The sequence below is a fragment of the Streptomyces sp. NPDC091972 genome, assembly GCF_044756385.1.
Lineage (GTDB): Bacteria > Actinomycetota > Actinomycetes > Streptomycetales > Streptomycetaceae > Streptomyces.
In genome coordinates this window covers 127,606-142,103 of record NZ_JBIVSV010000010.1, presented here as the reverse complement: position 1 = coordinate 142,103, position 14,498 = coordinate 127,606, and the positions used below count along the sequence as shown (strand labels likewise).

The 14,498-nt window shown below is 72.6% G+C and carries 13 protein-coding genes; 9 read left to right on the top strand and 4 right to left on the bottom strand.

Annotated features, from left to right (window positions below):
* The first annotated feature begins 9 nt into the window (after positions 1-9).
* The 4 genes from ACIQJT_RS27675 to ACIQJT_RS27660 are packed head-to-tail and all read left to right on the top strand — an operon-like array spanning position 10 to position 4,072.
* Positions 10-1,140, top strand: coding sequence for an acyl-CoA dehydrogenase family protein (locus ACIQJT_RS27675; protein ID WP_365452184.1), 1,131 nt, complete (start codon positions 10-12; stop codon positions 1,138-1,140).
* Positions 1,141-1,170: 30 nt separating this feature from the next.
* Complete coding sequence (locus ACIQJT_RS27670; RefSeq protein ID WP_402647957.1) at positions 1,171-2,739, top strand: 4-coumarate--CoA ligase family protein; 1,569 nt, start codon at positions 1,171-1,173, stop codon at positions 2,737-2,739.
* Entirely contained in the window at positions 2,736-3,470 is a 735-nt protein-coding gene (locus ACIQJT_RS27665) for an enoyl-CoA hydratase family protein (RefSeq protein WP_402647954.1), read from the top strand. Before ACIQJT_RS27670 ends, ACIQJT_RS27665 begins: the two co-directional genes overlap by 4 nt.
* The gene (locus ACIQJT_RS27660; RefSeq protein ID WP_402647952.1) at positions 3,458-4,072 is read left to right on the top strand and encodes a TetR/AcrR family transcriptional regulator; all 615 of its coding nucleotides are present in this window, start codon (positions 3,458-3,460) and stop codon (positions 4,070-4,072) included. The genes ACIQJT_RS27665 and ACIQJT_RS27660 overlap by 13 nt, the downstream gene beginning before the upstream one ends.
* Positions 4,073-4,147: 75 nt before the next feature.
* Here the strand turns inward: ACIQJT_RS27660 and ACIQJT_RS27655 are convergent, their stop codons facing one another.
* The gene (locus ACIQJT_RS27655) at positions 4,148-5,260 is read right to left on the bottom strand and encodes a citrate synthase 2 (protein WP_365452176.1); all 1,113 of its coding nucleotides are present in this window, start codon (positions 5,258-5,260) and stop codon (positions 4,148-4,150) included.
* Between the two features lie 169 nt (positions 5,261-5,429).
* On the opposite strand from ACIQJT_RS27655, the gene pdxH reads away from it, so the two are divergent.
* From pdxH to ACIQJT_RS27640, 3 genes are all read left to right on the top strand, one after another.
* Positions 5,430-6,059 (top strand): pyridoxamine 5'-phosphate oxidase, encoded by a 630-nt coding sequence (gene pdxH, locus ACIQJT_RS27650; protein ID WP_402648328.1) that lies wholly within the window; start codon positions 5,430-5,432, stop codon positions 6,057-6,059.
* 360 nt (positions 6,060-6,419) lie between these two features.
* A complete protein-coding gene (locus ACIQJT_RS27645) occupies positions 6,420-6,878 on the top strand; it encodes a GNAT family N-acetyltransferase (protein WP_365452172.1) in 459 nt (152 codons plus the stop codon).
* 121 nt (positions 6,879-6,999) lie between these two features.
* Positions 7,000-8,409 (top strand): PAS domain-containing protein, encoded by a 1,410-nt coding sequence (locus ACIQJT_RS27640; RefSeq protein WP_402647949.1) that lies wholly within the window; start codon positions 7,000-7,002, stop codon positions 8,407-8,409.
* A gap of 2 nt (positions 8,410-8,411) precedes the next feature.
* On the opposite strand, the gene ACIQJT_RS27635 is transcribed toward ACIQJT_RS27640, so the two are convergent.
* Entirely contained in the window at positions 8,412-9,188 is a 777-nt protein-coding gene (locus tag ACIQJT_RS27635; RefSeq protein ID WP_402647947.1) for an SIS domain-containing protein, read from the bottom strand.
* A 206-nt stretch (positions 9,189-9,394) separates the two neighbouring features.
* Between ACIQJT_RS27635 and ACIQJT_RS27630 the strand changes: the two genes are divergently transcribed.
* Together ACIQJT_RS27630 and ACIQJT_RS27625 are read left to right on the top strand one after the other, a co-directional pair.
* Complete coding sequence (locus ACIQJT_RS27630; protein WP_053848992.1) at positions 9,395-10,087, top strand: metal-dependent transcriptional regulator; 693 nt, start codon at positions 9,395-9,397, stop codon at positions 10,085-10,087.
* A gap of 559 nt (positions 10,088-10,646) precedes the next feature.
* Positions 10,647-11,558: an alpha/beta fold hydrolase gene (locus tag ACIQJT_RS27625; RefSeq protein ID WP_402647944.1), complete on the top strand. Its 912-nt coding sequence runs from the start codon at positions 10,647-10,649 to the stop codon at positions 11,556-11,558.
* A 554-nt stretch (positions 11,559-12,112) separates the two neighbouring features.
* Here ACIQJT_RS27625 and ACIQJT_RS27620 read toward each other — a convergent pair.
* Both ACIQJT_RS27620 and ACIQJT_RS27615 read right to left on the bottom strand, forming a co-directional pair.
* Positions 12,113-13,702 (bottom strand): transporter, encoded by a 1,590-nt coding sequence (locus ACIQJT_RS27620; protein ID WP_365452164.1) that lies wholly within the window; start codon positions 13,700-13,702, stop codon positions 12,113-12,115.
* On the bottom strand, positions 13,699-14,469 hold the full coding sequence (locus ACIQJT_RS27615) for an ABC transporter ATP-binding protein (RefSeq protein ID WP_365452162.1): 771 nt from the start codon (positions 14,467-14,469) through the stop codon (positions 13,699-13,701). Before ACIQJT_RS27615 ends, ACIQJT_RS27620 begins: the two co-directional genes overlap by 4 nt.
* Positions 14,470-14,498: the final 29 nt, after the last annotated feature.

Sequence of the window (14,498 nt, the reverse complement as noted above, 5' to 3'; positions counted from 1 at the left end):
AGGAGCCACATGCCCACGATCGAAACGGACGAGCACAAAGCCCTCCGCGCAGCAGTAGCCGCTCTCGGCAAACGCCACGGCCGCGACTACGACCGGGAGCAACTCTGGGCCGAGGCAGCCAAACTCGGTTACCTGGGCGTCAACCTGCCGGAGGCGTACGGCGGAGGAGGCGGCGGAATCTCCGAACTCTCCATCGTCCTCGAAGAGCTCGGCGCGGCCGGCGCCCCCCTCCTGATGATGATCGTGTCCCCCGCCATCTGCGGCACGGTGATCGCCCGCTTCGGCACGGAGGCCCAGAAGCAGGAGTGGCTCCCCGCGCTCGCCGACGGCACCCGCACGATGGCCTTCGGCATCACGGAACCCGACGCCGGTTCCAACAGCCACCGCATCAGCACCACGGCCCGCCGCGACGGAGCCGACTGGCTGCTGACCGGCCGCAAGGTGTTCGTCTCCGGTGTCGACATCGCCGACGCCACCCTCATCGTCGGACGTACGGAGGACGCCCGGACCGGCCGCCTCAAGCCCTGCCTGTTCATCGTCCCCCGGGACGCCCCGGGCTTCGGCAGGCGCCGTATCGAGATGGAACTGACCGCCCAGGAGAAGCAGTTCGAGCTCACCCTCGACGACGTGCGCCTGCCCGCCGAGGCGCTCGTGGGGGACGAGGACGCGGGCCTGCTCCAGCTCTTCGCGGGCCTCAACCCCGAACGCGTCATGACGGCCGCCTTCGCGATCGGCATGGGCCGCTACGCGCTCTCCCGGGCGATCACCTACGCCAAGGACCGCACGGTGTGGAACACCCCCATCGGCGCCCACCAGGCCATCGCCCACCCGCTCGCCCAGGCCCACATCGACCTCGAACTCGCCCGCCTGATGACACAGAAGGCCGCCCACCTCTACGACGCGGGCGACGACGTGGCCGCGGGAGAGGCCGCCAACATGGCCAAGTACGCCGCGGGGGAGGCGTGTGTGAAGGCCGTGGACCAGGCCGTCCACACCCTCGGCGGCAACGGCCTCACCAAGGAGTTCGGGATCGCCTCGCTGATAACGGCCGCGCGCGTGGCTCGTATCGCACCGGTCAGCAGGGAGATGATTCTCAACTACGTCTCCCACCAGACCCTGGGCCTGCCCAAGTCGTACTAGGCCGTCCTGGAAGGCCGTCTTGGAGGAACCGTGTTCCGCAGCGAGTACGCAGACGTCCAGCCCGTAGAACTGCCCATCCACGACGCCGTGCTGGCGCGCGCCCCCGAGTTCGGGGACGCGCCCGCGTTGATCGACGGCACCGACGGCACCACCCTCACGTACGCACAGCTCGACCGGTTCCACCGCCGGGTCGCCGCGGGCCTCGCGGAGGCGGGCGTCGCCAAGGGGGACGTGCTCGCCCTGCACAGCCCCAACACGATCGCCTTCCCGACCGCGTTCTACGCCGCCACCCGCGCGGGCGCCTCCGTGACGACCGTGCACCCGCTCGCCACGGCCGAGGAGTTCGCCAAGCAGCTCTCCGACTGCGCGGCCCGCTGGATCGTCACCGTCTCGCCGCTCCTGGAGACCGCCCGCCGGGCCGCCGAACTCGCGGGCGGGGTACGGGAGATCTTCGTCTGCGACAGCGCCCCCGGCCACCGCTCCCTCATCGACATGCTCGCCTCGACGGCCCCCGAGCCGCACGTCGACATCGACCCGGTGACGGACGTGGCGGCCCTGCCGTACTCCTCGGGCACCACCGGCACCCCCAAGGGTGTGATGCTCACCCACCGGCAGATCGCCACCAACCTCGCCCAGCTCCAGCCGCTGATGTCGGCGGGCCCCGAGGACCGCATCCTCGCGGTCCTGCCCTTCTTCCACATCTACGGCCTCACGGCCCTCATGAACGCGCCCCTGCGCATCGGCGCGAGCGTCGTCGTCCTGCCCCGCTTCGACCTGGAGACCTTCCTCGCGGCCATCCAGAACCACCGCATCACCGGCCTGTACGTGGCCCCGCCGATCGTCCTCGCCCTCGCCAAGCACCCGCTGGTCGAGCAGTACGACCTGTCGTCCCTGCGCTACCTCGTCAGCGCCGCCGCCCCGCTGGACGCCCGGCTCGCCGCCGCCTGTTCGGCCCGGCTCGGCCTGCCACCCGTCGGCCAGGCGTACGGCATGACGGAACTCTCGCCCGGCACCCACGTCGTCCCCCTGTCCGCCATGCGCGAGGCGCCCCCGGGGACCGTCGGCAAGCTCATCGCCGGCACCGAGATGCGGATCGTCTCCCTCGACGACCCCGGCAAGGACCTCGACACCGGCGAGGCCGGCGAGATCCTCATCCGCGGCCCGCAGATCATGAAGGGCTACCTCGGCCGCCCCGACGACACCGCCGCCATGATCGACGCCGACGGCTGGCTGCACACCGGGGACGTCGGCCACGTCGACGCCGACGGCTGGCTCTTCGTCGTCGACCGGGTCAAGGAGCTCATCAAGTACAAGGGCTTCCAGGTGGCCCCCGCCGAACTGGAGGCCCTCCTGCTCACCCACCCCGGCATCGCCGACGCGGCCGTCATCGGCGTCTACAACGACCAGGGCAACGAGGTCCCGCACGCCTTCGTCGTCCGCCAGCCCACCGCGAGCGACCTCTCCGAGGGCGAGGTCATGATGTACGTCGCCGAACGCGTCGCCCCCTACAAACGCGTCCGCCAGGTCACCTTCACCGACTCCGTGCCCCGGGCCGCCTCCGGCAAGATCCTGCGACGACAGCTCAGGGAGCGCACATGACACCGATCGCCCGCGGCAGCGCACGCGGTGTGGAGACCCTCGCCCTCGACTCCCCGCACAACCGCAACGCCCTGTCGGCCACGCTGGTGGGGGAGCTGTCCGCCGCGCTGGCGGACTGCGCCGAGGACGACACCGTCCGCGCGATCGTCCTCACCCACACCGGCACCACCTTCTCAGCGGGCGCCGACCTCAAGGACCCCCCGGACCCGGACGCCCTGGTCGGGCTCCTGCGCCAGATCGTCGAACTCCGCAAACCGGTCGTCGCCCGCGTCACCGGGCACGTCCGCGCGGGCGGCCTCGGCCTCCTCGCCGCCTGCGACATCGCCGCCGCGTCCACGCGGTCGACGTTCGCCTTCACCGAGGTACGGATCGGGGTCGCCCCCGCGGTCATCTCACTGACCCTGCTGCCCCGCACCGACCCCCGCGCCCTCGCCCGCCACTACCTCACCGGCGAGCGCTTCGACGCGGCCGAGGCGGCCCGCATCGGTCTGGTGACGGCGGCGGGCGACGACGTGGACGCCGTACTCGAACCGATCCTGGACGGTCTGCGCCGGGCCGCCCCCGAGGCCCTGGCCGAGACGAAACGGCTGCTCACCGCTAGGGTGCTGGAGACCTTCGACCGGGACGCGGCCGACCTGACCGCGCTCTCGGCCCGGCTGTTCGCCTCCCCGCACGCGCGCGAGGGGATGACAGCCTTCCTGGAACGACGGGATCCCTCATGGGTGGTGTGACCACGATCGGCGACCGGGCCGACCGCGTGCCGAAGCAGGACCGCAGCCGGGCCACCCGGCAGCGCCTCCTCGAAGCCGCCGTGGCCTGCCTCGCCGAACACGGCTGGGCCGGCTCCACGGTCACCGTGGTCGCCGAACACGCCGGGGTCTCCCGGGGCGCCGCCCAGCACCACTTCCCGACGAGGGAGGACCTCTTCACGGCCGCCGTCGCATACGTGGCGGAGGAACGCTCCACGGCCCTGCGCGCCCTGTTCCCGCAGGGCGCGGCGGACGACCGCACAGCGGTGATCTCCGCCTTGGTCGACCTCTACACGGGCCCCCTCTTCCGAGCCGCCCTCCACCTGTGGGTCGCCGCCTCCAACGAGGAGCAACTGCGCCCCCAGGTGACGGAGTTGGAGGCGAGGGTGGGCCGGGAGACCCACCGGATCGCCGTAGACCTCCTGGGCGCGGACGAATCGAAGCCGGGCGTCCGGGAAACGGTCCAGGGCCTCCTGGACATGGCGAGGGGCCTGGGCCTGGCGAATCTCCTCACGGACGACCACGCTCGCCGTGAAAAGGTCGTGGCGCAGTGGGCCGTACTGCTGGACGAGGCCCTGCTTTGAGTTTTCAGGGGCGCGGGGAACTGCGCGACCAGCCACAAACGGCCCGCAGTCGCCCACGCTCCTCAAGCACTCCCTTCAGTGGGCGATGCTCCCGTACCCCTCGATGTCCTGCGGACTCCGCGAGCCGGGCCCCACATACCGCGCGGACGGCCGCACCAGCCGCCCCGTCCGCTTCTGCTCGAGGATGTGCGCCGACCACCCGGCCGTCCGCGCGCACGTGAACATCGACGTGAACATGTGCGCCGGCACCTCCGCGAAGTCGAGCACGATCGCCGCCCAGAACTCCACGTTGGTGGCGAGCACCCGGTCCGGCCGGCGCGCGTGCAACTCCGCCAGCGCCGCCTTTTCCAGGGCCTCCGCGATCTCGAACCGGGGCGCCCCCAGCTCGCGAGCCGTACGACGCAGCACGCGCGCGCGGGGGTCCTCGGCCCGGTACACCCGGTGCCCGAACCCCATCAGCCGCTCACCGCGGTCCAGCGCCTGCCTGACGTACGCCTCGGCGTCCCCGGTCCGCTCGATCTCCTCGATCATCCCGAGCACCCGGGACGGCGCCCCGCCGTGCAGCGGTCCGGACATGGCACCCACGGCACCGGACAGCGCGGCGGCGACATCGGCACCCGTGGAGGCGATCACGCGCGCGGTGAACGTCGACGCGTTCATCCCGTGCTCCGCGGCCGACGTCCAGTAGGCGTCCACGGCGGCCACGTGCTTCGGGTCCGGCTCCCCGCGCCAGCGGATCATGAACCGCTCGACGACCGACTGCGCCTTGTCGATCTCCCGCTGCGGCACCATCGGCAGCCCCTGCCCGCGCGCGGACTGGGCGACGTAGGACAGCGCCATCACGGCGGCCCGGGCGAGGTCGGCACGCGCCTGCTCGGCATCGATGTCCAGCAGCGGTTTGAGCCCCCACACCGGCGCGAGCATGGCCAGTGCCGACTGGACGTCCACGCGGATGTCCCCGGAGTGCACCGGGATGGGGAACGGCTCGGCGGGCGGCAGGCCGGGGTTGAAGGCGCCGTCGACCAGCAGCCCCCACACGTTGCCGAACGAGACGTGGCCGACCAGATCCTCGATGTCGACGCCCCGGTACCGCAGCGCGCCGCCCTCCTTGTCCGGTTCGGCGATCTCCGTCTCGAACGCGACGACTCCTTCGAGACCAGGTACAAAGCCGGGGTCGAGGTCGGACATCAGGCGGCTCCTCGTGATGTGTACGACGGATGACGCCACGATATCCCCGGGTGCCACCTTTGGGGAGAGCTGGCGGCACTCAGTGCCACCTCCGCGGGGGAGGCGATCCGTACGGCAAGATGACGACGTGACCGACGCAGCACACGCCGTCTCCCCGGACCCCGCCTCCATGCGCCGGCAGTACCGCGCGGAGGGCCTCGCCGAGACCGACCTGGCCGCCACGCCCGTCGAGCAGTTCGCGCGCTGGTTCAAGCAGGCGGCGACCGAGGCGCACCTCTTCGAGCCGAACGCCATGGTCGTCTCCACCGCGGACGCCGAGGGCCGCCCCAGCTCCCGCACGGTCCTGCTCAAGCAGTTCGACGAGCAGGGCTTCGTCTTCTACACGAACTACGACTCCCGCAAGGGCAGGGAACTCGCCGAGAACCCCTACGTCTGCCTGCTCTTCCCCTGGCACCCCATGGCCCGCCAGGTCATCGTCACCGGCCTCGCCCGCCGCACCGGCCGCGACGAGACGGCCGCCTACTTCCGCACCCGCCCGCACGGCTCCCAGCTCGGCGCCTGGGCCAGCGCGCAGTCCTCGGTGATCGAGACCCGCGAGCAGGTCGACTCCGCCTACGCGGAACTCGCCGCCCGCTACCCCGAGGGCGAACAGGTCCCGGTGCCGCCGCACTGGGGCGGCTTCCGGGTGGCGCCGGAGACGGTCGAGTTCTGGCAGGGCCGCGAGAACCGCCTGCACGACCGCCTGCGCTATGCGGCGGAGCCGGACGGGAGCTGGCGGGTGGAGCGGCTGAGCCCCTGAGCCGGGGGCCTGGAAACGCAGACGACCCGCGAGCTCTAGGTCCCTCCGCCTGACGGCGGAGAAGCCGGCCGGACGTACCGGCGAGCTCGCGGGTCGGGTGACTGCTGGGATTGGGCCGGCTGCACGCGTCTGTGACGCGCTGGTCCGGCACCGCACTCGGTGTGGTGACGGGCGCTAGCCCGCAGTCACCTCACGCGTCCGGGTTTCATACATCTGCCGAACCACCTCCCTTCTCGTGTAGCCCACACACTAGGAACCGACGCCCGCCCGATCAACCACTTTTTTTCGGAGGCCGAGATCATCTAGCGTGCCGCGCACGAGGAGCGACGGGCGATCCTCGCCGGAGGGGGAGTGGTGGCCGTGGCCGAGCTGAGGATCGTGCCGGTCGTCGGGGACGGCATGGCCGAGGAGTGGCGGCACGTGCACAACGTGATCGTGCCGCCGGCCGCCATGAGCGCCGAGGACGTACGCGAGCGCGTCCGGCGCTACCGGCTGGAGAACGCCTATCTCGGGGGCACGCTCGTGGGCTGCTCGACCGTCCGCCCGCCGGACGGGGAGGAGGCCGTGGCGACCGTCATCGCGCGCGTGCTGCCCGATTACCGCGGAAGGGGTTTCGGGACGGCCCTCTACGAGAAGGGTCTTGATCATGCGCGCGAGCTCGGCGCCCGGGTGATCGAGACATGCGTGCTGGCCGTCAACGGGGACGGGACGCGGTTCGCGCGGGCCCGCGGGTTCGTCGAGGTCGACCGGTATGTGCTGGACGGCGAGAGCGACGAGTGGATCGACCTGCGGCTGGATCCGGACCGGGAAGCCGGTTGAGGGGATTCGGGACGTTTCCGGCGTACAACGATTCCCTCAATCTTGCGGGAACCCGGTGTGTGCTGCGTCACGTTCGAGTTCAATGATTGTCAGTGAGTGAAGCAGCCGGCAGGGGGTCCAGGTGAGTGCTTCCCGGCGTAGTGGGACCACCGACGAGCTGGGGCCGGACGGGCCCGGGCCCGACGGCCCGGACGGCTCGGGCGGCTCCGACCTGCTCGCCGCGCTGCTGGACGGCATGGACGCGGCACTCTGTGCCTTCGACGCGGACGGGGTCGTCACCCACTGGAACCGCGAGGCCGAGCGCATCCTCGGATGGACCACGGCCGAGGCCGTGGGACGGCACGGGTTCGCCGGATGGGCGGTACGGCCGGCGGACGCCGAGGAGGTCGAGGGGCGGCTGATGTCCGCCATGCAGGCGCCCGGCCGGCAGGTGCACGAGTTCGCGCTGCTGACCAAGGACGGCGGCCGGGTGCTCGTGCGCACCCAGTCCGCGGCCGTGCGCGGCCCCGACGGCAAGCCCGCCGGGGTGTACTGCGCCTTCAGCGAGGTGCACACCCAGATCGACCTGGAGCGCTCGATCGCGCTCAGCGAGGCCCTGTTCGAGGACGCCTCGTGGGGCGTCGTCCTGGTCGACGCCGACCTGCGGCCCGCCGTGGTCAACGCGCACGCGGCCCGGTCCCTGGGCACCGGCCGTACATCCGTGCTCGGGCGGCCCCTCGGGGACCTGCTCGCGCAGGGCGTGGAGGAGCTGGAGAGCGCGCTCACCCATGTGCTGGCCGAGGGCGCGCCGCCGGCGCCGGCCGAGATCTGGGTCGGGGTGCGGACCCCGGACGGCGAGAAGCGGCGCTGCTGGCGCTGCGGGTTCGTGCGGCTGGCCTCGCCGCTCGCGGAGGAACCGGTGCCGCTGGGCGTCGGCTGGCTGTTCCAGGACGTCACCGAGGCCAAGCACAGCGAGCAGGAGGCCTCGCTGCTGCGGTTCCGCGCGAACCAGCTCCACCGGGCGGCCCGGGCGGCCGCGGAGTGCGAGGACCCGGCCGAGGCGGCCGTCGTCCACCTGGACTTCGCCCTCGCCGGGTTCGCCGACCACGCCTTGATCGACCGGGTGGCCGGGGGCGCGGTGGCCGACGGCGAGGAGACCGACCCGGTCCGTCTCGTACGGGTCGCCGCCACGCCCTCCGGGGCGCCGGGGCCGAGCATGCAGGCGTCGGGTGCGGCCGGGTTGCCGGTGCGGTACCCGGAGGGGCACCCGGCGTTGCAGTGCGCGGAGCGGGCGGGGTCGGTACGGGCGAGTGTGGGGTCGGTGCCGGCGGACCGGGCCCGTGAGTGGGCCGAGGCCCGCCAGTGGCCCCCGGACGTGGTGCACGCGCTGTGCGCGGTGCTGCGCAGCCGGGGACGCACGCTCGGCGTCGTGACGTTCCTGCGGGGCGCCGGCAGGGGCCAGTTCGAGCGGGGCGACGCGGTGTACGCGGAGGACGTGGCGGTGCGCATCGCCTCCGCGCTGGACCTGGGCGGGGTCGTGGGGCGGGCGTAGAGCTACTGCCGGTAGAAGATCCGGTCGCCGTACTCCTCGAACACCCGGTCGTTCCACTCCAGGCCGCCGTCCACGTTGCCCGAGCGCAGCAGCGGCGGCTCGATGCCCCGCTCCGCCAGCGCGCCCGCCGCCGTCGCCATCACGGCCTGGAGCAGCGCCGAGGTCACGACCGTGGAGGCAGGGGCGAAGGGGGCCGGGATCGTGTCCAGGGAGAGCTCCGCGTCACCCGGGGCGATCTTGGAGTCGAGGACGACGTCGCAGTGGTCCTTCAGGAACGTGCCCGAGCGGTGCCGGGGTCTGGTCTCCCTGGTGTAGGCGACCGAGGTCACGCCGATGACCTTCACCCCGAGGGCGCGCGCCTCCTGGGCCATCTCCACGGGGAGCGCGTTGCGGCCGGAGAGGGAGATGATCACCAGGGCGTCGCCCACGCGGAGGGGGGAGCAGTTCAGGACGGCGGTCGCGAGGCCGTCCACGCGCTCCAGGGCGGAGCCCAGGGTCGCCGGCATGACGTCGACGCCGACGACCCCCGGCACGGTCAGCAGGTTCATCAGGGCGAGCCCGCCGGCCCGGTAGACGAGGTCCTGCGCGGCGAGCGAGGAGTGCCCGGCGCCGAAGGCGAAGAGGCGGCCGCCGGAGGCGACGGTGTCGGCGAGGAGCTCACCGGCCGCCGCGACGGACCCGGCTTCCTCGTCGCGGACCCGTTGCAGCAGCCCGATCGCGGCGTCGAGGAACTGCCCGGACAGCTTGCCGTCGGCGCTCGCGGAGCCCGTCTCGCCCATGCGTCGTCCAACCCTTCGTCGCTGTGTCGCGGATCACCGTGCGGTCTGGACCAGTGGGATGTCAATACGGCCGCGCACCTGCTCGCGGACGCCTGGTTTCCACGGCACGGCACGGTTGTCAGCGGCATCCGGCAGAATTGACGTCAGGGCCAGCGCACACGCCGGGAAGCTGTCGTGCTTCCGGCAGATCTCATCAAGGGGCACGTATGTCCGGACTGATCGACACCACGGAGATGTATCTCCGCACCATCCTCGAGCTGGAGGAGGAAGGTGTGGTCCCCATGCGTGCCCGGATCGCCGAGCGACTCGACCAGAGCGGGCCGACGGTCAGCCAGACCGTGGCCCGGATGGAGCGCGACGGACTGGTGTCCGTCGCCACCGACCGTCACCTGGAGCTGACGGACGAGGGCCGGCGGCTGGCCACCCGCGTGATGCGCAAGCACCGGCTCGCGGAGTGCCTGCTCGTCGACGTGATCGGCCTGGAGTGGGAGCAGGTCCACGCGGAGGCGTGCCGCTGGGAGCACGTGATGAGCGAGGCGGTGGAGCGCCGGGTCCTGGAACTGCTGCGCCACCCCACCGAGTCGCCGTACGGCAACCCGATCCCGGGGCTGGAGGAGCTGGGCGAGAAGGACGGCCCGCACCCCTTCCTGGACGAGGGCATGGTGTCGCTGGCCGAGCTGGACCCGGGTCTCGACGGCAAGACGGTCGTCGTGCGCCGGATCGGCGAGCCCATCCAGACGGACGCGCAGCTCATGTACACGCTGCGGCGGGCGGGTGTGCAGCCCGGTTCCGTGGTGAGCGTGACCGAGTCGGCCGGCGGGGTGCTGGTGGGCAGCGGCGGCGAGGCCGCGGAGCTGGAGTCGGACGTCGCCTCGCACGTGTTCGTCGCCAAGCGCTGAGTGCGCCGGGGCCCAATTGCCTTGCGGCAGCGGGCAGTTGTGGGTTCCCCGCCGCTCGTGCGACAGGCCGGCCGGGGCTCGTCCCGGGTCTCGCGAGATTCCCTGTGCGGAATCGCAGCGCTTCGACGCTTCCCGTGCGAGGCTGTCGCGTGAGGCATATGACCGGAGGGGGCGGACGGATGTGCCGTGGACATGGGGATGGCCCCGGCGCCTCAGGGCGCCGGGGCCGGTCCTCCCCTGTGCTGACCCGGAGCCCCGAGCTCCCAGGGTCATTCCCCTCGGACCGATTTCCCCGAGCGGTCCGCCTCCCGCTGAAGGTCTCCCCTCGGCGGCGGCGATCATTCCTTGAGGGCGGTCACTCGAACGAGGGGTGTTGCGCTCCGAGAGCGCGTTTTCGAATGCGTATTCGATAATCTGGCGGGTGACGGGACACGCGGGACGTGCGCTGCACAGATGTACGGCAGGGCAACGGCGGACAGGACAGACACGGCAGTCAGGACACGGTTCACAGGGCGGCCCGAGCGGGAGCGGGCGTCCGGGCGGAGCTTGGGGGGTGCCAATGGCGCGGCGCATCGACGTGACCGGGGCGGGCGGCGTACGTCTCGCGGCCTGGGAGTTCGGTGACCCTCCCAAGACCGATCCGGCGGACCCGGCCAGGGAGAGCGCGCGGACCCCGGAGAAACGATCACCCGGGGTGCTGTTACTCCACGGCCTGATGGGCCGTGCCTCCCACTGGGCGTCCACCGCCCGCTGGCTCTCCGAGCGCTACCGGGCCGTCGCGCTCGACCAGCGCGGTCACGGTCAGAGCGACAAGCCCTCTCGGGCCGCCTTCACCCGCGACGCGTACGTCGAGGACGCGGAGGCCGCCCTCGAACAGCTGGACCTCGCCCCGGCCGTCCTCATCGGACACGCGATGGGCGCCCTGACCGCCTGGCAGCTCGCCGCCCGGCGCCCCGACCTGGTCCGCGGGGTGATCATCTGCGACATGCGTGCCTCCGCCCTCGGCGCCGCCTCGCAGCGGGAGTGGGGGGAGTGGTTCCGCGCCTGGCCCGTCCCCTTCGCCACGCTGGCCGACGTCCGCAAGTGGTTCGGCGAGGACGATCCCTGGGTGGAGCGGCCCAACCCCGCGCGCGGCGAGTTCTACGCCGAGGTGATGGCCGAGTCCCCCGACGGCTGGCGCCCCGTCTTCGACCCCGAGCAGATGCTGTCGTCCCGCGAGAGCTGGGTCTACGACGCCCACTGGGAGGAACTGACCCAGGTCAGGTGCCCCGCCCTGGTCGTCCGCGGCCTCGACGGCGAACTGGGCCGCGCCGAGGCCCAGGAGATGGTCCGCGTCCTGCCCCGGGGCGAGTACGCCGAGGTCGCCGACGCCGGCCACCTCGTCCACTACGACCAGCCGGAGGCCTGGCGCGCCGCGATAGAGCCCTTCCTGGACGCCCTGGACACCCACCCCGACAAGCCCGGCGACTGACCCCGAGCCCACCGCCCCGCCCCTCCACGCCCGCCGTGCCCACCGCCTTGCCCTCCGCGACCGGGCACAGCCCCGGCGTTACCTCGGACGCCCCCGGCGGCGCCCGTGGCGTGAGGCCGGCGCCCGCGCTCGTGGCGCCCGGTCCGCGCCCGTGGGCGTGAGGCTCGCGCCCCTGGCGCCTGTTGCCCTCCCGGGCACCGGGTGGTGGGGGACGCCCCGGGCAGTCGCCCCGGTGAGCCTCCGTGGGTTCGTGGCGCCGCGTCCGGCGGCGTGACACCGTGCCCGGAACGCCCGCTGCCCCCTCCCCCGGGGCCGTCGGCCGGGGCGCAACCGGCTGCCGCGGCTCCCCGGCAGTCGTCGCGGTGATTCTCCCTGGGCCCGGCCCCCCTCGGTCGGCGTGGCACCGTCCCCGGGAGCCGGTGGGTGGCCGGGCGCAGCCGGCTTCCCGGCGGTCATCCCTGTGCGCCTTGCGGGGCCCGGGCCCGCGCGTCCATCGCCGCAGGTGCTCTCAGATGCCCGCAGATTCGTCAGCCACGACAGGTGTCGCCCCCACCTCAGCCCTTGCTGACCGCCTGCAAAATCTCCGGGAGTCGGCGGGCCGTGCGGGGGGCCGCCAGGTGGAGGCCTGCCAGGGTGACGGCGGTGCCGTAGGCGGTGCCTACCGGGAGCAGGATCCAGTTCCAGTCGTCGCCGTTCGGGCTGAGGGCGGCCCAGACGGCCAGGGCGATCACGGGGGCGCACAGCAGGGCGGCCGAGACCATGCCGCCGACGACGGCGGCCGCGGCGAGGCCGGACTGGCCCGGGGCCACGTTCTTGTAGCCCTCCTGCGGGATCGAGTACGGGAAGCGCGCCGACGTCCACGCCCCGGTCGCCAGCATCGCCCCGAGCAGCGCGAACGACACCCCGAGCACCTCGGGCAGTTGCGGCCAGTCGCCGATCAGCGCGGTCGTGAGGACGGTGACGAGGGTGGCGTACGGCACGGTGATCACCAGCAACGCGAGGGCCCGCGCCCGGAGTTCGACGTAGGCGTCCCGGGTGGAGGAGATCGTCAGCGCGACCATCCAGAACGCGGAGGTGTCCTGCCCGAACTGGTTGTACATCTGCACGCCGAGCATTCCCGACGCGAAGCACGCGAAGTAGATGGACCCCGTGCCCTGCACCGCGTTGAACACCGGCACGATCAGCCCGATGGCCAGCGACGTCACCCACGCGGCCTTGGTCTTGGGGTCGCGCCACACATAGCGCAGGCTGCGTTCCATGACGGTGCCGGTGCGCCCGGCGGGCAGCAGCCGGCCGAGCCCCGTCGAGGTGCGCTCACGGGCGGCCCCCTCGGCGGAGGGGAGTGTGGAGCCGTCCGGGGAGGTCATCAGCCGGGTCAGATGGCGGGACCAGAGGGCCAGCAGGCCGGCCAACGCGGCTGCGGAGAGTCCCAGTTGCAGGACGGCGACCGCGTACGACCCCTCGCTCGCCGAATCGACCGCCCCGATCGCCGAGGCGGGCGGCACCCACCGCAACACCGACGCCGGACCGTCGAGTTGACCGAGTCCGCCCGAACCCAGCCGCTGGGCACCGAAGTTCACGACCTGCGCGCCGACAGCGATGACGAGCCCGCTCAGCACCGCCAGGTCACGGCCCTTGCGGCTGGTCAGCAGCCGGATGTTGGCGACCGCGACGGCCCGCGCCAGCGCCACGCAGACCAGCAGCGCGAGCACGACCCCGAGCACGGAGAAGACGTACGCCGGCACCCCGTGCGCGACCGACACGACGGACCCGACGAGCAGGCAGAGCGTGAACACCGGCCCGATGCCGACCAGCGAGGCCACCAGCAGCGCCCGGACCAGGGGCCGGGGCCGCAGCGGCAGCATCACCAGGCGGGTGGGGTCGAGTGTCTCGTCGCCGCCGGGGAAGAACAGCGGCATCACGGCCCACCCGACCGCCAGCACGGCGACCAGCGGGACGACGACGGAAGCGGCGTGCTCATCCCCGCGCAGGGCCACCAGACCCAGCAACTGGAGGACGGAGAAGAGCAGTACGGCGATCGCCGAGGCGATGTAGGCGGCCCGCCGGCCGCCGGACCGCCGCAGCCCGTTCCTGAGCAGCGACAGCTTCAGCCGTACGACGACCGGGGTGATGTCCGCGCTCACCGGGCCCCGCCGCCCAGCCAGTCGAGGTTCGCCCCGGGGTCCTGCCCCTGCGCGCCCACGAGTTCGAGGAAGGCGCGCTGCAACGAGGGCGCCTCGCCGCGCACCTCGTCGAGCGGGCCGTGGGCGCGGATGCGGCCGGCCGCCATGACGGCCACCCAGTCGCACAGGGACTCCACGAGCTCCATCACGTGCGAGGAGAAGACGACGGTGGCGCCTGAGGCGGTGTACCGCTCCAGCACTCCGCGGATGGTCTGGGCGGAGACGGGGTCGACGCCCTCGAACGGCTCGTCGAGGAAGAGCACCTCGGGGTTGTGGAGCAGGGCGGCCGCGAGCCCGATCTTCTTCCGCATCCCGGTCGAGTAGTCGACGACCAGTTTGTGCTGGGCCCCCGCAAGATCGAGCACGTCGAGCAGTTGGGAGGCCCGCCGGTCGACCTCGCTCCCGGGCAGCCCCCTCAACCGGCCGGAGTACGAGAGCAGTTCACGCCCCGAGAGCCGCTCGAACAGCCGCAGCCCCTCGGGCAGGACGCCGATCCGGGACTTCACCTCGACGGGGTCGCGCCACACGTCGTGCCCGGCCACGGAGACGGACCCCTGATCGGGCCGCAGCAGTCCGGTCACCATGGAGAGGGTGGTGGTCTTGCCGGCCCCGTTCGGACCGACGAGACCGATGAACTTCCCCGCGGGCAGCTCCAGGTCGATACCGGCCACGGCAACCTGCTGCCCGAACCGCTTCCAGAGCCCACGCACACTCACAGCCGACGTCATGGACGCCCACCCTAGGGGCGCGGTGCGGG